The organism is Neorhizobium petrolearium (assembly GCF_017873175.1).
Lineage (GTDB): Bacteria > Pseudomonadota > Alphaproteobacteria > Rhizobiales > Rhizobiaceae > Neorhizobium > Neorhizobium petrolearium.
The window spans coordinates 424,632-444,422 of the sequence record NZ_JAGGJW010000001.1 but is presented as its reverse complement, the minus strand read 5'-3'; the positions used below and the strand labels follow the sequence as shown (position 1 = coordinate 444,422).

Below are 19,791 nucleotides of genomic sequence, written 5' to 3'. Positions count from 1 at the left end.
CTCCCGAGTGTCGTACCAACCCTATATAGAGGCTTAGCTAGTTTTGAACAATTCCAAAATAGAAATTTGTGATCAAGTTTTCCGCCTTCCTGAGGGCGTGACCATTGACGCCGAATTCAAATCATGAATTTGTCCATCAACATAAAAGCAACCCAAGGAGGATTTTCGATGTCCATTTTTCCGATCATTCGGCTTTCTGCACTCTTAGGTATGTCTTCGCTGGCAGCAGCGACGACCGCATTGGCTGACGGTGAAGTCAACATCTATTCCTACCGGCAGCCGGACCTGATCAAACCGGTACTGGACGCCTTCACCAAAGAGACCGGAATCAAGACCAATGTTCTCTTCCTCGACAAGGGCCTTGTCGAACGCGTTCAGGCGGAAGGCGCCAATTCTCCGGCCGACGTGATCATGACGGTCGATATCGCGCGACTCATGGAAGCGAAGGACGGCGGCGTCACCCAGCCGGTGACGAACAACGACACCATCAACAAGGACGTGCCGGCGAACTTCCGCGATCCACAGGGCGAATGGTTTGGCCTGACAACCCGTGGCCGCGTCGTCTACGCCTCCAAGGAACGTGTTTCGGAGGATGCCATCACCTATGAAGAGCTTGCCGATCCGAAGTGGAAGGGCAAGATCTGCATCCGCGACGGCCAGCATTCCTACAATATCGGCCTCTTTGCCTCGATGATCGCCGCTCATGGCGAGGATTATACCGAGAAGTGGCTGACCGATCTCAAGAACAACCTCGCTCACAAGCCAAGCGGCGGTGACCGTGACCAGGCCAAAGCCATCCTGGCGGGCGAATGCGACATTGCACTCGGCAACACCTACTATGTCGGCCTGATGCAGACCAACGAGAAGGAACCGGAGCAGAAGGATTGGGCTGCTGCTATCAAGATCCTCTTTCCCAATGCTGCCGATCGCGGAACCCATGTAAACATTTCCGGCATGGCACTCGCCAAGAATGCGCCGAACAAGGACAATGCGCTCAAGCTGATGGAATTCCTGGCTTCCGGCGACGCGCAGAAGATCTATGCCGAGCAGGTCTACGAATATCCGGTCATGCCGGACGCAGAGCCTTCCGATGTCGTCAAAGCCTGGGGGCCGATCAAGCCCGACACGCTGCCGCTCTCCGACATCGCCGGCAACCGCAAGAAGGCTTCGGAACTGGTCGACAAGGTCGGCTTCAATGAAGGTCCGGAAACCTGAGGAACGCCTCGCACCCGGAAGCCGTCGGGTGGCCGATTTACCGTGAACCTTACGGCCGGCGCTATCACAGCGCCGGCTTTTTCGTAGCGTGACGCCGGTTTGGAGTAACTGCATATTTACCGGATCAGCGTGGCCGCTACCCACACCGGAATTGCGGTGACGCATGCAAGGATCAGGAAACCAAAACCTTTTCTGATCCAGTAGGCGCGCCGGGCGCGCTTCTCATCCCACTCGTAAACCATGGCACTCCCCGTCCCAGCCGAACGCTAAATTAGGACAGAGAAATTAAACGTCAACGGTGGAACGCAAACGGGCTCCCGAAGGAGCCCGCATAGGAGGAAACTGCAATACCCGCCTCGCCTACTTCATCACCGGCATCACGAACTCCGCACCGTCCTTGATGCCGGATGGCCAGCGCGCCGTGATCGTCTTGGTCCTGGTCCAGAACTTGATCGAATCCGTGCCGTGCTGGTTCAGATCGCCGAAGCTCGAGGCCTTCCAGCCGCCGAAAGAATGATAGGCGAGCGGTACCGGAATCGGCACATTGATGCCGATCATGCCGATGTTGATACGGCTTGCGAAATCGCGGGCGGCATCGCCGTCGCGGGTGTAGATCGCAACGCCGTTGCCATATTCGTGCTTCATCGGCAGCGACAGCGCTTCCTCATAGCTGTGGGCGCGTACGACCGAGAGGACGGGGCCGAAGATTTCGGTCTTGTAGATCTCCATCTCGGGGGTGACGTTGTCAAACAGCGTACCGCCGACGAAGAAGCCGTTTTCATAACCCTGCAGCTTGAAGCCGCGGCCATCGACCACCAGCTTGGCACCTTCTTCGACGCCCTTGCCAATCAGGCTGTTGACACGGGCATAGGCCTCCTTCGTGACCAGCGGCCCCATGTCGGCCTTCTCATCGGTATAGGGGCCGATGCGCAGCGACTCGATCTTCGGAGTCAGCTTCTCAACGAGGCGGTTTGCGGTTTCTTCACCGACCGGAACGGCAACCGAGATCGCCATGCAGCGCTCGCCGGCCGAACCGTAGCCCGCACCCATCAGCGCGTTGACGGCCTGGTCCATATCGGCATCGGGCATGATGATCATATGGTTCTTGGCGCCGCCGAAGCACTGGGCGCGCTTGCCGTTCATCGCCGCCGTGCCATAGACGTAACGGGCGATCGGGGTGGAGCCGACGAAGGAGACCGCACCGATATCCGGGTCGGTCAGGATCGCGTCGACGGCGGCCTTATCGCCGTTGACGACGTTGAGGACGCCGGCAGGCAGGCCCGCCTCGATCATCAGTTCGGCAAGCCGCAGCGGCACGGACGGATCGCGTTCGGAAGGCTTCAGAATGAAGGCATTACCACAGGCGATCGCCGGCGCGAACATCCACATCGGGATCATGGCCGGGAAGTTGAACGGCGTGATGCCGGCGCCGACGCCGACCGGCTGGCGCATGGAATACATGTCGATCTGCGGACCCGCGCCCTCAGTGAACTCACCCTTCTGCAGATGCGGAATGCCGCAGACAAATTCGCAGACTTCCAGACCACGGACGATATCGCCCTTGGAATCCTCGACCGTCTTGCCGTGTTCGCTCGAAAGAAGCGTCGCAAGCTCATCCATATGCTGGTTCAGCAAATCGACGAACTTGAAGAAGACGCGGGCGCGGCGCTGCGGATTGGTGGCTGCCCATTTGACTTGCGCCGCCTTGGCGTTCTCGACCGCCGCGCGGATTTCCGAAACATCGGCCAGCGCGACCTTGGCCTGGACCTCGCCGGTCGCCGGGTTGAACACATCGGCCGTACGGCCGCTGGTACCGGCGACACGCTCGCCGCCGATGAAATGTCCGATCTCACGCATGGTGGTTCCTCCGATCTGTTCTGACCTTGGAGGATACCCCCGGAATTACACAAGGCAACGCCGTAGTTCACGCATCCGTTGTGCAAATTTCGACATCATGGCGGTCAGTTTCACTCCACAACCAGCGACCGATGCGCATTGACGCCGGCCCGGACACCCGCTGCGCTGGCCAGCGTCCCGTTGTGCATCGGGCTTGCGGCATCCCCCGCCGCAAACAATCCGTCGATGCTGGTCGCACCCCATTCGTCGGTGCGGATATATGGCCCCTGCGGCCCCTCCTCCATCGCCGCCCCGAGCATCTCGGCGAGCGGCGAGGCAGGCGTCACTCGGGTCTGCACGAACAGCGCCTTGACCGGAACAGAGCGGCCATCGGCAAGCTCGGCAGCTTTCAGCGCCCCGCCTTCGGAGACGAGCCGAACCAGTTTCGAGTGCTCCAGTTTCGCTCCTCGACCTTCGATCGCCCGGAGATCATCGGCGGAAAACTCCACGCCCGGCTCGACGAATACGGTCGTCTCGCCCCAGTCGGGAAGCAGCATCGCCTGATGCTGGGCGAGCACCGAGGATGCCAGGAGGCCAATCGGCCCGCCGCCGATCTCGTAGCCATGGCAATAGGGGCAATGCAAGACATACCTGCCCCAGAGCGAGGTGAGACCGTCAACTTCCGGCAGGATATCCTCAACGCCGATGGCAAGGATCAGGCGGCGAGCGCGATATGTCCGGCCGTCTTCCAGCGTCACCCGGAAGCCGCCGGTACTCCGCTCCGCTGCCCTTGCCACGCCGGTAATCTCGCTAAAGGCCGGATACCGTCGCAATTGCATGAGCGCGGTCTGCCGGATTGCCGCTGGTGGAGCCCCGTCCTGCCCGAGAAAACCATGCGAGGCCTCGGCGAAACGGTTTCGCGGCTTGCCCGCGTCGATCAAAAGCATCCTGCGGCGAGCACGCACGAGTTGCATGGCAGCCGACAGGCCGGCAAAACTGCCGCCGATAACAATCACATCAAAATCCATGACGGTCCCTTTCGATTTCATGTATCTTTTTATGTTACGATTCTTCCATTGACGCAAGACATGTAACAAAACTTGTTGCGAGATCGATATTCACGTAGAAAAGCAGGCGACGCTCGAAAGGACGGAAAATGAGAGGCGACAGCCGATTATCGCGCATGCTGCACGTGCTGATTCATCTGGAACGGGGTGGCGGCCCGATGACATCCGAAATGATCGGCCGCATGCTGAACACCAATCCGGTCGTGGTGCGCCGGACGATGGCGGGCTTGCGTGAACGGGGCTACGTGCAGTCCGAAAAGGGCCATGGCGGCGGCTGGACGCTCGCCCGCCCCTTGGACAAGATTACCCTGCTTGACGTCTACGAGGCGCTCGACCGGCCGGAATTGTTCTGCCTCGTGCCCTCCTCGGACCATGCCGAGTGCCTGGTGGAGATCGCCGTCAACGACGCCCTGGACAAGACCCGCCGCGAGGCGGAGGAACTGCTTCTCAGCCGCTTTGCAACCATCAGGCTCTCACAGATCGCCGACGACTTCGAGACAAAGGTGGCGGCTCTCGCACGCTGATCCAGCTTGCCCTCCTTCCGGCTGCTGCTAAAACAGTTGTGCAAAATTCGACATCCGGAGGCCGATTTGAACTGGGATGATGTGCGTATGTTCCTGGCGGTAGCGCGTAGTGGCCAAATTCTGGCCGCCTCGCGCCGGCTCGGCATCAACCATGCGACGCTCGGGCGCCGGGTGACTGCACTGGAGGAAGACCTCCGCACGCGGCTCCTCGTCCGCCGCACGAACGGCTGCGAATTGACGGCCGAGGGCGAGATCTTCTTCCGCGCCGCCGAGCGGATGGAGACCGAAATGCTGGCCGCCCAGGCTTCGACCGGTCGGATCGACACGGCGATTGCCGGGACGGTGAGGATCGGCGCCCCGGACGGTTTCGGCGTCTCCTTCCTCGCTTCACGGCTGGGGCGGCTTACGCGCCGGCATCCGGAACTGAAACTGCAACTCGTGCCGGTGCCACGGTCCTTTTCGCTTTCCCAGCGCGAGGCGGATATCGCAATCACCATCGAGCGCCCCGAACAGGGACGACTCGTCTCATCCAAACTTACCGACTACACGCTCGGGCTCTACGCCTCAAACGCCTATCTCGACCAGGCAGGCATGCCTCATAACGTCGAGGATCTCAAAGGCCATCCGCGCATCGGCTATGTCGAGGATCTGATTTTTTCACCCTCACTTAATTTCACCGGTGAGGTGATGCGCGACTGGGATGCTGGTTTCGAGATATCAAGCGCCATTGGCCAGACGGAAGCAGTGCGTTCCGGCGCCGGTATCGGCATCCTGCACGATTACGTGGCGCGGCAGTATCCGGAACTGATCCGCGTGCTGCCGGAGATCGTCATCCGGCGATCCTACTGGACCACCTACCACGAAACGACGCGCGATTTGATGCGGCTGCGCACCGTCGTGGCGTTTCTGAGGGAACTGGTGGACAAGGAAAGGTCTATTTTCGTGTGACCGGGAAGCAGAGGAATGCCTATGGGGCAGGCCCGCCGTCACCGGGAGCCGCTGCGGCAAAAGGGGGCCGGCCGCCGACGCGGCCGGAAAACCTGAAAATCAGACAGGCAGAAATTTGGAAACAGGAACCTGCAGGGCTGCCGCGATGCGCCTCAACTTGGCCGGATCGGCATCCATGCCGTTCTCGATGCGGACGATCTCGTCACCGATGAGACCGGTCGTAATGGCGAGTTCCTCGATACTGTAGCCCACGGCACGGCGCGCTTCGGCAACGGCGGCGGCAATATGCTGAGGAGAAAGCTGGGTTCCGTTCGCGGAGGCGAAATTATTGATAGAAATCGTCATGCTGGTGACTCTCCTTCTGGAAAGACCTGCCGGATAAACCGGGCAGGTGAAGGGGGCGGCTGCCCAAGACGCAAGTGTCCAAAAATTTAGGCACCCGCTGGCGCATAGATAGGCATGCTGGCGATCTTGACAAGATCTTATACTGCACTGCACAAAAATGTGTTCGATTTTGGCTTAAAAGATGGCGACGAGAGAAAAAGCGCCAAATTCACAACGGGTATAAAGATAAAAATGGTACGGTTGGGTGGAGTTGAACCACCGACCTCAGGTGCCACAAACCTGCGCTCTAACCAACTGAGCTACAACCGCACAAGAAGCCGCCGAAGCGGTATTGCGGGTCACATACGGCCATCGAGTTCTTTTTGCAAGCCCCCTTCCGCAAATAGAAGAGGCCGGAGTGGGCTCCGGCCTCTTCTTGAAAAACCAATTCGAACATCAAGCAGCCTTGAAGGTTGCCATGACCTTTTCGGCAGCGTCCTTGCCCGGCTTCGCAACGTCTTCGGCGAGTTTGCGGGTGGCGTCCTGCAGGGACTTGGCCTGCTCGACGGTGACTTCAGCCTGCTTGCGGATGTAAGCTGTCTGCAGTTCGATCAATTCGGAAACGGACTTCACGCCAAGCAGCGCTTCCATATGCGAGAGCGACATGTCGGCATTGGTGCGCATTACGTCGATGGCCTTGAGGCCAAGTTCGACAGAGCCTGCCTGGGCCGACTGCAATGTGGTTTCCACCGTTTTGGTGGCTTCCTCGGCAGCCGTCTTCATCTTAGCATAAGCTTCGCGAGACTGGGTGGCGCCCTTTTCAGCAAATTCACGTAAGCCTTCAGTCAGCCTAGCCGGATCGAAAGCGGAGAAAGAAAAGATGTCGTCGGTCTTGTATGCCATCGTTTCAGGTCCTCGTTGGCGTTTTCTTCGGCAGAACCGAAGCTCTCATGCCTCTTATATAGCCGATGCCATTGTGCATTGCAATATCATTGTGCGCTGCACAATTAACAATTTCCGAAATTAACCCTATCGCAGGTTTGGGTATCGCCGCTCTCGACCCGAATGCGGCGGGGGGTTATTAACAATCTGTTAAATTCCGCAGAAATACGGTCACAAACGCCCTATAGGTTTCGCTCATGTCCGCAGTTCAATACCCGTTCATTGATATTGCCGTGCATGAACGCGTGCGCGATCGCTTTGCGGCGGGCGAAGCGATCGTGCTGTTCTCCCCCGACATGAAGAGCCCGCTCTGGGCCAATGGTCGGGGTGCCGATCTTTTCGGCTTCGACTCCATCTACGACTTCCTCGACCAAGGCCCGAACCGCGTCGACATCGCCTTCCGCCAGACGGAAGTGGCGGCGCGGCAGCTTGGCATGGTCGGCGATATCCGTCATTTCACCATCCGTGTCCCCTCAGGCTTCCAACGCGTTCCAGTACAGGCCGTCTGCGAGCTTATCCAGGTCCAGGGCGAAACGGCGGTCTTGTTCAGCGCGCCGTTGGAAAAGGGGCAACTGTCACCGCTGTCCTGCGCCGCCCGCATGATCGAGGGCTTCGACGACCCCGACACCCATATCGCGGTCATCGACGAGAATGGTGACGTCCTTGCCGCATCCGCCGAGTTTGCTGGTCTCGGCGTCACAACCCAGACAGCAAGGATGCTGACCATCATGGCAGGCAGCGATCCCGGCCGTCTCGTCAAGCGGCCGATCCCCACCGTGAAGGGCTATTTGCCGGCCGCCATCGGTAAACTCTCCGACAAGCCGGCTCTGCACCTCCTCTTCACCGTCGAGACCGCGCATGGCCGATCCGCGACAGAAACCGGCTATGAGCCGAGAGAGGCGGCACCGGCTATCCCGGCCGTTGATGCAGCTACGGAAAGCATGACTGATCCTGCCGCCCCCGAGGAACTTGCTCCTTCCGTCGCCGTCGAGCAGAACGATGATTTCACGGTTGAGGCAGTGCCAATCGATGCCTATGAGGAAGCGATTGCCGCCGTTTCCGAGATCGAAGACCCAGAGGAACCGGAAGAGGAAATCTCGCTGGAAACCGGTGGAGATCTGCAAGCCTCTCAGCCGGCGCCTGCCCATCAGGAGCCCGTGATACAGGCCGCCCAGGAGACGACCGACGAGACCTTATCCACTGCATCCGCCGATGGAACGGCAGACATGGTGGAACCGACGGAGGAACTCGTTCCGGACACGGAGACTACAGAGGTCGTTGCGGTCGAACAGCCTGCACCCGCAGAGGCAATCGATGCCGTGTCCGCATCGAGAACGCCTGTGATCCGCACTCATGCACCCGAACCGTCGGCCTTCGCCTTCCACCGCGACGGCCGCGCCACCCGTTTTGTCTGGAAGATCGATGCGGAAGGCCGGTTCAGCGAGGTTTCGAGCGAATTCGCTGATGCGGTCGGCCCGCATGCGGCTGATATCAACGGCATGGCCTTTACCGATCTCGCCGCGCTCTTCCATCTCGATCCGGACGGAAAGATCGCAGAGCTGCTCAACAAGCGCGATACCTGGTCCGGCAAGACCATCTGGTGGCCGGTCGAGGGAACATCGCTCATGGTGCCGGTCGATCTTGCCGCCTTGCCGACTTATACGCGCACCCGCGAGTTCGACGGTTTCCGGGGTTTCGGCATCGTTCGGATCGGCGACGCGACCGAGGACCCGAACGCAATCGGCCTCACGCTGACCCGCACCGTACCGGAGGATGCCGTCGGGCCGGAGACAGATACGACCGCAGAACCGATTGAGACTTTGCAGGAAGCGCCTGAATTGCAGGCGGAGGAGATCACCCTACAGCCTGAGGAAGAAAACGGCGCCGAAGAGCGCTCTTCGGATCGGCCATCGGAGGAGGCTCAAACGCCCGCGACTGGCGGGCAGGCTTCCTCTGCACTCGACTGGCCGGAGGGGGAACGCCCTGCGCTGAAGATCGTGGAAAATCCTGGCCGCCGCCATTCCGACAAGGTGATCCAGCTCGAAGAGCGGCGCTCCAACCGCCGCGATGGACTGACGCCCGGCGAGCAGGCGGCATTTCGCGAGATTGCCCGCCAGCTTGACGATTTCGTCGGCCGACGCGACGAGGAAACGTCCAAAACTCCGGCTGAACCGGAAACGCCCGCCGTGGAGCGGATCGAACCGGTTGCGAAGGGAGCCAAAACGCCGCAGGGCGAAGGCTCCAACCTTACAGCTCCCGAAGCGGTTGACGATACTTCGCTGGAAAGCCTGATCGAGGCGCAGGACGCATCGGAAGAGCGGGCCGCTCTCGAAGAAGAAATTTCCGACGCCGAGGCGGCGGCTTTCGCGGAGGCAGCGAACGAGGCTTTGGCCGATATTCCGGACGGGCCAGCCGAGGACAGTGAGACGGCTGCCGAAGAGCCGGCTGCCCTGCAACCGGAGTTTTCCGACCGCGAGATCCTGAACCGGATGATCCCGGTGCGGGAAAGGATCAGTTTTTCCGCCGAGATTATCGACCAGATGCCGGTGGCGCTTCTGATACATAGCGGCGACCGGCTGATCCACGGCAATCCGGAATTCCTACGGCTCACTGGCTATGCGTCTATCGATGCACTGGTGGAGGTCGGCGGCCTTGATGCGCTCCTGCAGCGCCAGGATTTGGAAGGCAAGACGACGGAGGCTGGCGGCATGGTCGTCGTGCGGGCCGACGACGTCATCGTACCCGTGACGGCCCGCCTGCAGTCCGTCCGCTTTGACGACACAACCGCACTTATGCTGGCCCTGATGCCAGTCTCCGCCGAAAGTTCGACAATATCCGAGAGCGGCGAAGCGAGCGAGGTCATCCCGATTCGGCCCCTGCGACCCGCCGACCAACTGGCAAGGCTCCAGGTCGAAGTGGAGGAACTGCGCGCCATCCTGGAAACGGCGACCGATGGTGTCGTGATCATCGGTGCGGAAGGCGATATCCGTTCCCTGAACAGGGCGGCGAGCGCGCTCTTCAACTACGACAATGAAGAAATCAACGGCAAACCCTTCGTCACGCTCTTCGCACATGAAAGCCAACGGGCCATTCTGGATTACCTCAGCGGGCTTTCGGGCCACGGTGTCGCAAGCGTGCTGAACGACGGCCGGGAAGTGATCGGCCGCGAGGCATCGGGCGGGTTCCTGCCGCTCTTCATGACGATCGGCAAGCTCACCTCCTCCAACGGCTACTGCGCCGTCATCCGCGACATCACCCAGTGGAAACGCACGGAAGACGAATTGCGCACCGCCAAGCGGGCCGCCGAAACGGCGAATGCCCACAAGAGCGAGTTCCTCGCCCATGTAAGCCATGAGATCCGTACGCCGCTCAACGCGATCATCGGCTTCGCCGACATGATGGCGACCGAGCGCTTCGGGCCGATCGGCCACCCGCGCTACGTCGAATATGCCAACGACATCGGCCGCTCGGGCCGGCATGTACTCGACATCGTCAACGACCTGCTCGATATTTCCAAGATCGAGGCGGGCGAGATGGAACTCGATTTCGTCTCCGTCGGCCTCAACGAGACTGTTTCGGAAGCCGTCTCGCTGGTGCAACCGCAGGCAAACAGCCAGCGGGTGATCATCCGCACCGCGCTGTCGCATGCCGTGCCACCTGTCGTCGCCGATCTTCGCTCGATCAAGCAGATCGTGCTCAACATCCTGTCGAACGCCATCCGCTTCACGCCTTCGGGGGGGCAGATCGTCGTCTCGACGGCCTACGAGCCGAACGGCAACGTGGTACTGCGCATCCGCGACACGGGTATCGGCATGACCCGCTCGGAACTCGAGCTTGCCATGAAGCCGTTCCGGCAAGTGGCAGGCAGTTCCCGCAGGCGTGGCGACGGCACCGGGCTTGGCCTGCCGCTCACCAAGGCGATGGTGGATGCGAACCGGGCCGCCTTTGCGATCACGTCCGCGCCGAACGAAGGCACGCTGGTGGAAATCAGCTTCCCCTCGCCAAGGGTGCTTGCGAACTGAGCCGGCGCGCTTTAGCACTCCTCCTATAAAGAGGAGTAGAGTTTGCAGGTTTCAGTATCTTCCGTCGCGGCGCCAAAAGCGCGTCAGCCACGCCGATCGTTGTCCTTGATCGCGATGGGGATAGCGGTCATCGTCGCGATGCCGATCCTGGCCATCATCTGGATTGCCGCATCGGGCGGCGACGACACTTGGCAGCATGTGATCGCCAACGTCGTGCCACGCGCCACTGGCAGGACCATCCGGTTGCTGTTCTTCACCGGAATGGTGACCGCCATTTTCGGCATTCTTACAGCCTGGCTGGTAACGAGCTTCGAGTTTCCCGGTCGCCGGCTGCTCTCCGCGGCCCTGGTGCTGCCGCTTGCGATCCCTTCCTATCTCGCCGCCTACGCTTTCGGAGAATTCCTGGATTTCACAGGACCAATGCAGACCTGGTACCGGCAGATCTTTGCTTACCGGACAGCCCGCGACTATTGGTTTCCGGATATCCGCTCGCTCGGCGGAGCGGTGCTCGTGCTTTCTTCCGTGCTTTACCCCTATGTCTATCTCGCCTGCCGATCGATGTTCATGATGCAAGGACGCGCGGCCGCCGATGTCGCGCGCACGCTCGGTGCCGGACCGCTTCGCGTATTCCTCAAGGTGCAGATACCGATGGCACGGCCGGCGATCATGATCGGCCTGACGCTGGTGATGATGGAGACGCTAAACGATATCGGCGCGGTGGAATTCCTCGGCGTCAATACGCTGACCTTTGCGATCTATGATACCTGGCTCAACCGCGGCAGTCTTTCCGGCGCCGCGCAGATCGCTGCCATCCTGCTGCTCTTCGTCGCTGTGGTGATACTCATCGAGCGCACCGCCCGCCGCCAGCAACGTTTTGCAGGCAACAGGACGACCGCGCCTGCCAGTGGCGTCACCCGGCCGCAGCTTCCCCGAACAAGGGCCTGGCTCGCGACCGCCTTCTGCGCCCTGCCTGTGGCGATCGGCTTCCTCATCCCGTTCCTGGTCATGGGCCGTTTTGCAGTCGCACGCATCGAGGACTTTGCCGATCCGCGGCTGATCAATGCATTCTGGAACAGCGTCGCCGTCTCGGCGGCGGCGGCTCTTTGTGCGGTCTGCCTTGGCTTCGTCCTCTCTTATGCCGCCCGTAGCGAACGATCCACCTTGACGGGCTTTGCCGGACGGGCTGCTTCTCTCGGCTACGGAGTTCCGGGTACGGTGCTGGCAATCGGCGTTCTCATTCCGCTTGCCGGCTTCGACAATGCCGTCGACGGCCTCCTGCGGACCAGCTTTGGAATTTCGACCGGACTTCTGCTTTCGGGCACCGGATTTGCGATCGTCTATGCCTGCACAGTAAGGTTCATGACCATGGCGGAGGGCAATCTCGATGCCGGCTTTCAGAAACTTTCGCCGCATCTCGACATGGCGGCTCGTGCGCTTGGTCGGAACCGCCGCCAGACGCTGTGGTCGGTGCTTCTGCCCAATATGCGCCCCGCACTGCTGACCGCTGCACTCTTCGTCTTCATCGAAACGATGAAGGAACTGTCCGCGACGATCCTGCTTCGCCCGTTCAACTTCAACACCCTTGCGACCCTCGTCTACGAAGACGCCTCGCGAGCGAGGATCGAAGATTCGTCTGTCGCCTCAATCATCATCGTCCTGGCCGGACTCATTCCCGTAGTGCTGGTTTCGCGATCCCTGGATAAATTGCATTAAATGGCTAAGCAATCTAAGGGTGTATTTCATTTTAAAAGAAAGGCAGCCAAAGCTGCCTTTAAAGTTAAATGCTGTCCAACGAGGGTCGGTGGAGACATCATGTCTATGAAAGCTCGCGGCTACGCGCCTTCCATACACCGGATGAGTCCATGTTGCGCCACTTTTGATCAATGCGGCTTAACGGGAGGTTAACGGTGCCCATTTTTGGGAATTTCCCTCCGGGATGCCTCACCCTGACACACCTTGATGCCGGGATTCAGCTCTTCAATTCGGCAAGGCCGGCGAACAGGTCGAGCGCTTCCGGGTTGGCGAGAGCTTCCTTGTTCTTGACCGGCCGGCCATGCACCACATCCCGGACCGCCAGTTCGACGATCTTGCCCGACTTGGTGCGCGGAATATCGGTAACCTGGATGACTTTGGCCGGCACGTGACGGGGCGAGGCGCCGGTGCGGATGCGGCTCTTGATCGCTTTGACGAGATCATCATCGAGCGTGAGGTCACGGGCAAGGCGGACGAAGAGAATGACGCGCACGTCATCGTCCCAATCCTGGCCGATGCAGATCGCTTCCGCGACCTCTTCCATCTGCTCCACCTGATTGTAGATCTCGGCCGTGCCGATGCGCACGCCGCCGGGATTGAGCGTCGCGTCCGAGCGGCCATGGATGACGATGCCGCCATGCTCTGTCCATTCGGCGAAATCGCCGTGGCACCAGACGTTGTCGAAACGCTCGAAATAGGCTGCGCGATATTTCTTTCCGTCCGGGTCGTTCCAGAACATAACCGGCATGGAAGGGAAGGCCTTGGTGCAGACGAGCTCGCCCTTCTCTCCCCGTACCGGTTTGCCGTCGTCGTTCCAGACATCGACGGCCAGACCGAGACCAGGCCCCTGGATCTCGCCGCGCCAGACGGGCTTCAGCGGATTGCCGAGTACGAAACAGGAAACGATATCGGTCCCCCCCGAGATCGAGGCGAGATGCACATCGCTCTTGATGCCTTCGTAGACAAAGGAAAAGCCTTCTGGCGAGAGCGGCGAACCCGTTGAGGTCATCAGCCGAAGCGCCGAAAGATCATGGCTCTCTTTCGGCACGACACCACCCTTGCGGACGGCATCGATATATTTTGCCGATGTGCCGAACACCGCAAACCGCTCATCCTGCGCATAGTCGAACAGCACATTGCCGTCCGGTGCGAAAGGCGAGCCATCAAACAGGCAGAGCGTGGCGCCGACCGCAAGGCCGGAGACCAGCCAGTTCCACATCATCCAGCCGCAGGTGGTGAAATAGAAGAGCTTTTCGCCCGGCTCGATACTGCAATGGAAACGATGTTCCTTCAGGTGCTGCAGGAGCGTGCCGCCGGCCGAATGGACGATGCATTTCGGCACCCCCGTCGTGCCGGAGGAAAAGAGAATGTAGAGCGGATGCGAGAAGGGCAGCGGCTCGAATTCGATCGCCTTCGCCTCGAAGGGCGCCGTGAAATCTGCAAGCGTCCGGCCATCGGCAAGCGAGGCGGCCAGCGCCGGCGCATCGCCGGCATAGGGCACGACCAGGACCGGCGCGTTCAGGACCGCGGAAACCGCCTTCACCTTGGCGGCGACATCCTGAAGTTTGCCGTTGTACCAGTAGGCATCGCAGGTGATGAACAGCTTCGGACCGATCTGGCCGAAACGGTCGAGCACGCCCTGCTCGCCGAAATCGGGCGAACAGGAGGACCAGATCGCGCCGATCGACGCGGTGGCGAGCATGCAGGCGATCGTCTCCGGCATGTTGGGCATCATAGCGGTGACACGATCGCCCTTTTCGATGCCGAGCGCCCTGAAAGCCTGCTGCAGGCGAGAGACTTCCTCGCGCAGCCTGTCCCAGGACCATCGGTAGTTCACTTTGTCCTCACCCCGGAAGATCAGCGCGTCACCCGCGCCATTTCCGGTCAGAAGGTTTTCGGCGAAGTTCAACCTCGCATCGGGAAAGAAACGGGCGGCGAGCATATCCCCACCGTTGATCAGCGCGCGATCCCCCCGCTCGCCTCTGACGCCACCGAAATCCCAAACCGCCGACCAGAAATCGCTGCGCTCCACGATCGACCACGTGTAAAAAGAATCGTAATCCGGAAAGCTCTTTCCATAGCGCTCCGCACACCATTCCATGAAGTGGAAAAGCGGCGTCTTCTGCTGCGCTTCCTTCGAGGGACTCCATAGCGGCTGTTCGTTGCCCATTCCCAATCCTCCTCCCATCCGTGTACTGCGAGCGCGAAGCCCAAGCGTCGGCCTGTATAGCATGTTGCACCGCATGATAAAGAGGACAGCAGCAGGACGTGGCGCGGATTTGCGCAGGGTCGTCATTTCCTATATTCGCGTGGAACATGCACACCAACGGGTTTGGAAATCTCTTGAAAAACCTGCGCCGCCCGCTTGGCCGGCGGTGGCGACGCTTGCTGATGACCGCCCTCTTCGTACTGAGCCTTTTTGCGCTTTTTCAACTCGTCGCGCCATTCCTCATCTCCTCAACCGCCGTGCGGGAGGGCATGGAGCGGGCGGTTGCCCAATGGACAGGCCACAATGTCACGATCGAGGGGCAACCGGACATCCGGTTCTGGCCGAAACCGCGCATCACGCTGAGAGACATCACAATCCGCAAGCCGACAGAGAGCGGCGAGCGGGTACTCGGGCGGGTGTCGCGGCTTTCCGCTTCATTCGATCTTTTCGAAGCCGTGATGGGCAAGCCAGAGTTCCAGGATTTTCGCCTCACCCATCCGGAAATCTACGTTTTACGGGATGCGAGCGGGCGACTTGATTGGGCAAATGACGGACTGCTTAGTCGTGCTGTTCGGGACGCCAAGGCGGACGGCAATGGTCAGGCACTCGCTTCCGATGACGACGCCCAAATGGGCGAGGTCCGCATCACCAACGGGATTCTGGAAATTTCCGATGTTTCGAGCGGCCACGTCACGCATTTCTCGGCCATCAATGGTATGCTGCAATGGCCCTGGCTTTCCCGGCGCCTTGAGATAATAGCCGATGCGGAATTCAACGGTCGCAGGCTGAGCCTGGACATGAGTTCAACGCAACCCCTGCTGCTGCTCTCCGGCAAAAGCGGCAATGCATCCGGCACAATCCGGTCCGATCTATTCCACGGTCGCTTCGATGGCGTCGCCAACCTTGCCGTTCACGGTTTCCTTTCCGGCGAGGCCGATTTTACGGTTCCCGATCTTCCCGCGCTCATGGACTGGGCCGGCGTAAGACTCGCCGGTGCTGAACGGTTGAAAAGCCTTTCGTTCAATGCCCGGCTGGTGACCAATGACGATTTCCTGCGCTTCGAGAACCTGTCCCTCGGCCTCAATGACGCGAAGGCGACGGGCATCCTCGATCTTCTGCTTCCGTCGAACCGATTGCCGAGACTGACCGGCACACTCGCATTCGACTGGATGGATCTTTCCGGGATTCTTGATGCGATCGCCCCCTCGGGCATGAAAGATGCCAATAGCAACGTTGATCTGCACAATGGCCTTGAACTCGACCTCAGACTTTCCGCACAGCAGGCGAGGCTCGGTCCCTTCCACCTCTCCGAGGCGGCCATCAGCGTGATGAAGACCGCAGACCAGTCTCGTATCGATATTGCCGACAGCGATTTCGAAACCGGGCGCCTCACTGGCCGGATCGCCACAGCGAAAGGCGAAGGGCCGGGAGGCGTCGCCTTGCGGCTTTCCGTTCAGAATGCCGATTTCGGCAATATCGTCCGAGAACTCGGGTTGGCCGGACCGCTACCCATAGCGCGCGGATCGCTGGAACTGTCGCTTGATACCGACCGGCCACTGACTGCCACAACGTGGAGAGACGGAAAGGGAAGCATCCGCTTGCGCACGGAACGTGGTTTCTTGCCGGGCGTCAATCTCGCGGGAGTCCGGCAGCTGGCGACGCAGAAACCTTATTTCCCTCTCAGCGAGGCCGGCAGCGGCAATTTCGAGTTCGACAGCATCGCTATATCGGCCAATCTTGAAGGCGGTTCGGCCGATATTCTGGACGGCAAAGTCATTAGCGGCGGAGAAACGCTCACACTTTCCGGCGTCATTCCCTATGCCAGCAACAGTCTGGCGCTCTCCGCCAGCATCGAGCCAACGACGCCGACCCCGAACGTCACGCCGTTCATTGTCTTCGTCGGCGGCTCATGGCCGAACCCGGTCATCTGGGCGATTTCGCAAACTCCAGCCAAGCCCGCTCAATAAACGGTCTGCTGCACTTGCCCCATCAGGTCACCCCGCGCAGCGCGACATGCTCGTCGCGGATGCGACGCAGTTCCGCCCGCTTGGTGCTGATCGAGGCGGCGATGACGCCCAGCGTGACCAAGCCGATGAGAATGGTACAGATGGCGTTGATTTCCGGCGTCACGCCCAACCTCACCTGGGAATAGATCTTGATCGGCAGGGTCGTCGCGCCGGGGCCGGTCGTGAAACTCGCGATCACCAGATCATCAAGCGACAGCGTGAAAGCGAGCATCCAGCCGGCAATCACCGCCGGCATGATCAACGGCAGAGTGATCCTGAAGAAAGTCTTGACCGGCGGGCAGCCGAGATCGAGCGCCGCCTCCTCCAGGCTGCGGTCGAAGGTCATGAGGCGTGACTGCACGACGATCGCCACATAACACATAGTGAACGTCGTGTGCGCGATGACGACCGTCCAGAAGCCGCGGTCGATCCCAACCGCCACGAACAACAGCAGCAATGACAGGCCGGTGATGACCTCCGGCATAACGAGCGGCGCATAGATCATGCCCGAAAACAGCATCCGGCCCGGAAAGCGGGAAAAACGCACGAGCGAAAGGGCAGCAAGCGTGCCGAGAACGGTACCGATCGTGGCGCTAAGGACACCGACCCGTGCCGTAATCCAGGCGGCGTCCATCAGGCCCTGGTTCGACCACATCGTGCGGTACCATTGAAACGAAAAGCCGCCCCAGACGGTCACCAGACGGGAAGCATTGAAGGAATAGATCACCAGGATGATGATCGGGATATAGAGGAAGGCGAAACCCAGCGTGAGGACCGTGGCGTCGAAACGAGACGATTTCATTTCAGGCCACCTTCTTCTGCTGGTTCTGGAAGATCGCGATCGGCACGACCAGCAGGATCAAGAGGATTACCGCCACGGCCGATGCGAGCGGCCAGTCGCGGTTGCCGAAAAACTCCGTCCAGAGCGTCTTGCCGATCATCAGCGTATCGGCGCCGCCCAAAAGGTCCGGGATGACAAATTCGCCGGTAATCGGAATGAAGCAGATCAGCGAGCCGGCGACGACGCCCGGCAGCGACAGCGGGAACGTGATCTTCCAGAATGCCTTCAGCGGCGGGCAGCCGAGATCGCTGGCGGCTTCCAGCAGCGTATTGTCCATCTTCTCCAGCGCCGAATAGAGCGGCAGGACCATGAAGGGCAGATAGGAATAGACGATACCGATGAAGACGGCGATATCGGTGCGGAATATCTGCACCTGCTCGTTCGGCCCCATGAGGCCGATCGTCTGAAAGAGCAGCGTCAGAAGGCCGTCCGGCTTCAGGATGCCGATCCAAGCATAGACCCGGATCAGGAACGAGGTCCAGAACGGCAGAATGACGAGCATCACCAGGGTCGGCCTGAGCGACGAAGGTGCGCGCGCCATGGCGAGCGCCATCGGGTAACCGATCAGCAGCAGCAGGAGGGTGGAGATCAGCGCGATGCGGAGCGACGACAGGTAGGACCTGATGTAGAGCGGGTCCTCCGTTAGAAAAAGATAATTCTCGAAATCCAACCTGGAGATGAAATCCCCGATCGCCCCCTGGAAGACCGGTACATAGGGCGGCATGGCGATCGCCGTATCCGACAGCGAGATCTTCAAGATTATCAAAAAGGGCCCTGCGAAGAAGAGCAACAGCCAGAAATAGGGCACCAAGACCACAAGCCAGCGGGCGGGGCCAGGCTTGTTGGCGGCATGGGTTTCGGAAACGCTCGCCATATCCGTTCTCCCCGCTCAGCGTGTCAGAACAAGGCCAGCATCGAGCGGCCAGGTGAGCCAGACCATGTCGCCGAAGGTTATCGGCCGGTCGACAAGGCGCGAGACGTTGGCCTGGGCGGCGCGAACGATACGATCGTCGGCAAGCTTGACCAGAAAGATGGAAAAATCCCCGAGATAGCCGATGTCCCAGACCTCACCGTAAACGGCGTTGACGGAGGTATCGGACGGCTGGTCAGGCGAGATACGCACCTTTTCCGGCCGGATCGCGAAGGTCACCCTGTCGCCCTTCACCGCCTGACATTCCTGCTCAACGGCGACCGTGATGCCATCGCAATCGATCCGCACAGCCCCCGGCGCGCCAAGCGCGCTTTCCGTCGATGAGACGGTGCCTTCGAAAATGTTGATGTCGCCGATGAAATCCGCGACGTAACGGCTGTTCGGCGCCTCGTAAATTTCCGCCGGCGTCGCCACCTGCATGATGACGCCCTTGTCCATCACCGCGATGCGGTCGGACACAGTCATCGCCTCCTCCTGGTCATGGGTGACGATCAGGAAGGTGAGGCCGAGATTCGTCTGGATGTCCATCAGTTCAAACTGCGTCTCTTCACGCAGCTTCCTGTCGAGCGCACCGAGCGGTTCGTCGAGAAGCAGCACTTTCGGACGCTTGGCCAGCGAACGGGCGAGCGCGACGCGCTGACGCTGGCCACCCGAAAGCTGCGCCGGCTTGCGCCTGGCGAAGGGCTCGAGCTTGACGAGCTTCAGCATTTCCTCGACGCGCGCGGCGATCTCCACTTTCGAGAGACCGTCCTGTTCGAGGCCGAAGGCTATGTTTTTCTCAACCGTCATGTGTGGGAAGAGCGCGTAGCTCTGGAACATCATGTTGGTGGGCCGGCGATAGGGCGGCACGCCGGAAATATCCTTGCCTTGCAGCAGGATGCGCCCCTCCGTCGGCTCCTCGAAGCCGGCCAGCATGCGCATCAGCGTCGTCTTGCCGCAACCGGAAGGGCCGAGCAGCGAGAAGAATTCCCGCTCGTAGATATCCAGGGTCAGATTGTCGACGGCAGTGAAATCACCGTAGCGCTTGGTGATATTCTCGAAACGGATGAAAGGAACGGCCGAGGGATCGGTCCAGGGAGAGAATTTGCGCTTTACCGGTCCAAGAGATTTCGCCATGCCTTGCCCCATTTCGCCCTATCACAGCCTGAAAGCATTCGGGGCAGACGTTTCCGCC

General features: G+C 60.3%; 15 protein-coding genes and 1 tRNA gene. 6 read left to right on the top strand and 10 right to left on the bottom strand.

From position 1 onward, the window contains the following. Positions 1–168: 168 nt before the first annotated feature. A complete protein-coding gene (locus J2046_RS02255; RefSeq protein WP_233469469.1) occupies positions 169–1,215 on the top strand; it encodes a Fe(3+) ABC transporter substrate-binding protein in 1,047 nt (348 codons plus the stop codon). 116 nt (positions 1,216–1,331) lie between these two features. On the opposite strand, the gene J2046_RS34105 is transcribed toward J2046_RS02255, so the two are convergent. The 3 genes from J2046_RS34105 to J2046_RS02245 all read right to left on the bottom strand — a co-directional run bounded on the left by J2046_RS34105 (position 1,332) and on the right by J2046_RS02245 (position 4,079). Beyond that, entirely contained in the window at positions 1,332–1,457 is a 126-nt protein-coding gene (locus tag J2046_RS34105) for a hypothetical protein (protein ID WP_267950823.1), read from the bottom strand. Positions 1,458–1,575: 118 nt separating this feature from the next. Then, a complete protein-coding gene (locus J2046_RS02250; protein WP_210048883.1) occupies positions 1,576–3,072 on the bottom strand; it encodes a CoA-acylating methylmalonate-semialdehyde dehydrogenase in 1,497 nt (498 codons plus the stop codon). 110 nt (positions 3,073–3,182) lie between these two features. Beyond that, entirely contained in the window at positions 3,183–4,079 is an 897-nt protein-coding gene (locus J2046_RS02245) for an NAD(P)/FAD-dependent oxidoreductase (RefSeq protein WP_210049729.1), read from the bottom strand. Between the two features lie 128 nt (positions 4,080–4,207). On the opposite strand from J2046_RS02245, the gene J2046_RS02240 reads away from it, so the two are divergent. Beyond that, positions 4,208–4,642 carry an Rrf2 family transcriptional regulator gene (locus tag J2046_RS02240; protein WP_210048876.1) on the top strand — a complete coding sequence of 145 codons (435 nt, stop codon included), beginning with the start codon at positions 4,208–4,210 and terminating at the stop codon, positions 4,640–4,642. 66 nt (positions 4,643–4,708) lie between these two features. After that, on the top strand, positions 4,709–5,590 hold the full coding sequence (locus J2046_RS02235) for a LysR family transcriptional regulator (RefSeq protein WP_210048874.1): 882 nt from the start codon (positions 4,709–4,711) through the stop codon (positions 5,588–5,590). A 99-nt stretch (positions 5,591–5,689) separates the two neighbouring features. Here the strand turns inward: J2046_RS02235 and J2046_RS02230 are convergent, their stop codons facing one another. The 3 genes from J2046_RS02230 to J2046_RS02220 form a co-directional block, all read right to left on the bottom strand. Further along, the gene (locus tag J2046_RS02230) at positions 5,690–5,935 is read right to left on the bottom strand and encodes a helix-turn-helix domain-containing protein (RefSeq protein WP_210048872.1); all 246 of its coding nucleotides are present in this window, start codon (positions 5,933–5,935) and stop codon (positions 5,690–5,692) included. Between the two features lie 232 nt (positions 5,936–6,167). Next, positions 6,168–6,244 (bottom strand) — tRNA-His (locus J2046_RS02225). A gap of 126 nt (positions 6,245–6,370) precedes the next feature. Continuing rightward, positions 6,371–6,817 (bottom strand): phasin, encoded by a 447-nt coding sequence (locus tag J2046_RS02220; RefSeq protein WP_210048870.1) that lies wholly within the window; start codon positions 6,815–6,817, stop codon positions 6,371–6,373. Positions 6,818–7,053: 236 nt separating this feature from the next. On the opposite strand from J2046_RS02220, the gene J2046_RS02215 reads away from it, so the two are divergent. Further along, on the top strand, positions 7,054–10,878 hold the full coding sequence (locus tag J2046_RS02215) for an ATP-binding protein (protein WP_210048862.1): 3,825 nt from the start codon (positions 7,054–7,056) through the stop codon (positions 10,876–10,878). 114 nt (positions 10,879–10,992) lie between these two features. Beyond that, complete coding sequence (locus J2046_RS02210; RefSeq protein WP_210049728.1) at positions 10,993–12,591, top strand: ABC transporter permease; 1,599 nt, start codon at positions 10,993–10,995, stop codon at positions 12,589–12,591. Positions 12,592–12,847: 256 nt separating this feature from the next. Here J2046_RS02210 and J2046_RS02205 read toward each other — a convergent pair whose 3' ends face one another. Further along, positions 12,848–14,800: an acetoacetate--CoA ligase gene (locus J2046_RS02205; RefSeq protein WP_210048860.1), complete on the bottom strand. Its 1,953-nt coding sequence runs from the start codon at positions 14,798–14,800 to the stop codon at positions 12,848–12,850. Between the two features lie 221 nt (positions 14,801–15,021). Here J2046_RS02205 and J2046_RS02200 point away from each other — a divergent pair, with 221 nt between their 5' ends. Continuing rightward, positions 15,022–16,806: an AsmA family protein gene (locus J2046_RS02200; protein ID WP_210048858.1), complete on the top strand. Its 1,785-nt coding sequence runs from the start codon at positions 15,022–15,024 to the stop codon at positions 16,804–16,806. Positions 16,807–16,828: 22 nt separating this feature from the next. On the opposite strand, the gene J2046_RS02195 is transcribed toward J2046_RS02200, so the two are convergent. Genes J2046_RS02195 through J2046_RS02185 form a run of 3 tightly spaced genes read right to left on the bottom strand, consistent with a single transcriptional unit; the run spans position 16,829 to position 19,733 of the window. Continuing rightward, positions 16,829–17,647 carry an ABC transporter permease gene (locus J2046_RS02195; protein WP_210048856.1) on the bottom strand — a complete coding sequence of 273 codons (819 nt, stop codon included), beginning with the start codon at positions 17,645–17,647 and terminating at the stop codon, positions 16,829–16,831. Between the two features lies 1 nt (position 17,648). After that, entirely contained in the window at positions 17,649–18,560 is a 912-nt protein-coding gene (locus tag J2046_RS02190) for an ABC transporter permease subunit (RefSeq protein WP_210048854.1), read from the bottom strand. Between the two features lie 15 nt (positions 18,561–18,575). Beyond that, the gene (locus J2046_RS02185) at positions 18,576–19,733 is read right to left on the bottom strand and encodes an ABC transporter ATP-binding protein (RefSeq protein WP_210048852.1); all 1,158 of its coding nucleotides are present in this window, start codon (positions 19,731–19,733) and stop codon (positions 18,576–18,578) included. Between the last annotated feature and the right edge of the window lie 58 nt (positions 19,734–19,791).

What these genes read in the sequence shown, in the direction of transcription:
- J2046_RS02255 (WP_233469469.1), top strand. Translation starts at nt 169, where the DNA reads ATGTCCATTTTTCCGATCATTCGGCTTTCTGCACTCTTAGGTATGTCT.
- J2046_RS02190 (WP_210048854.1), bottom strand. Translation starts at nt 18,560, where the DNA reads ATGGCGAGCGTTTCCGAAACCCATGCCGCCAACAAGCCTGGCCCCGCC.
- J2046_RS02185 (WP_210048852.1), bottom strand. Translation starts at nt 19,733, where the DNA reads ATGGCGAAATCTCTTGGACCGGTAAAGCGCAAATTCTCTCCCTGGACC.
- J2046_RS02220 (WP_210048870.1), bottom strand. Translation starts at nt 6,817, where the DNA reads ATGGCATACAAGACCGACGACATCTTTTCTTTCTCCGCTTTCGATCCG.
- J2046_RS02215 (WP_210048862.1), top strand. Translation starts at nt 7,054, where the DNA reads ATGTCCGCAGTTCAATACCCGTTCATTGATATTGCCGTGCATGAACGC.
- J2046_RS34105 (WP_267950823.1), bottom strand. Translation starts at nt 1,457, where the DNA reads ATGGTTTACGAGTGGGATGAGAAGCGCGCCCGGCGCGCCTACTGGATC.
- J2046_RS02250 (WP_210048883.1), bottom strand. Translation starts at nt 3,072, where the DNA reads ATGCGTGAGATCGGACATTTCATCGGCGGCGAGCGTGTCGCCGGTACC.
- J2046_RS02195 (WP_210048856.1), bottom strand. Translation starts at nt 17,647, where the DNA reads ATGAAATCGTCTCGTTTCGACGCCACGGTCCTCACGCTGGGTTTCGCC.
- J2046_RS02240 (WP_210048876.1), top strand. Translation starts at nt 4,208, where the DNA reads ATGAGAGGCGACAGCCGATTATCGCGCATGCTGCACGTGCTGATTCAT.
- J2046_RS02205 (WP_210048860.1), bottom strand. Translation starts at nt 14,800, where the DNA reads ATGGGCAACGAACAGCCGCTATGGAGTCCCTCGAAGGAAGCGCAGCAG.
- J2046_RS02210 (WP_210049728.1), top strand. Translation starts at nt 10,993, where the DNA reads ATGGGGATAGCGGTCATCGTCGCGATGCCGATCCTGGCCATCATCTGG.
- J2046_RS02245 (WP_210049729.1), bottom strand. Translation starts at nt 4,079, where the DNA reads ATGGATTTTGATGTGATTGTTATCGGCGGCAGTTTTGCCGGCCTGTCG.
- J2046_RS02200 (WP_210048858.1), top strand. Translation starts at nt 15,022, where the DNA reads ATGACCGCCCTCTTCGTACTGAGCCTTTTTGCGCTTTTTCAACTCGTC.
- J2046_RS02230 (WP_210048872.1), bottom strand. Translation starts at nt 5,935, where the DNA reads ATGACGATTTCTATCAATAATTTCGCCTCCGCGAACGGAACCCAGCTT.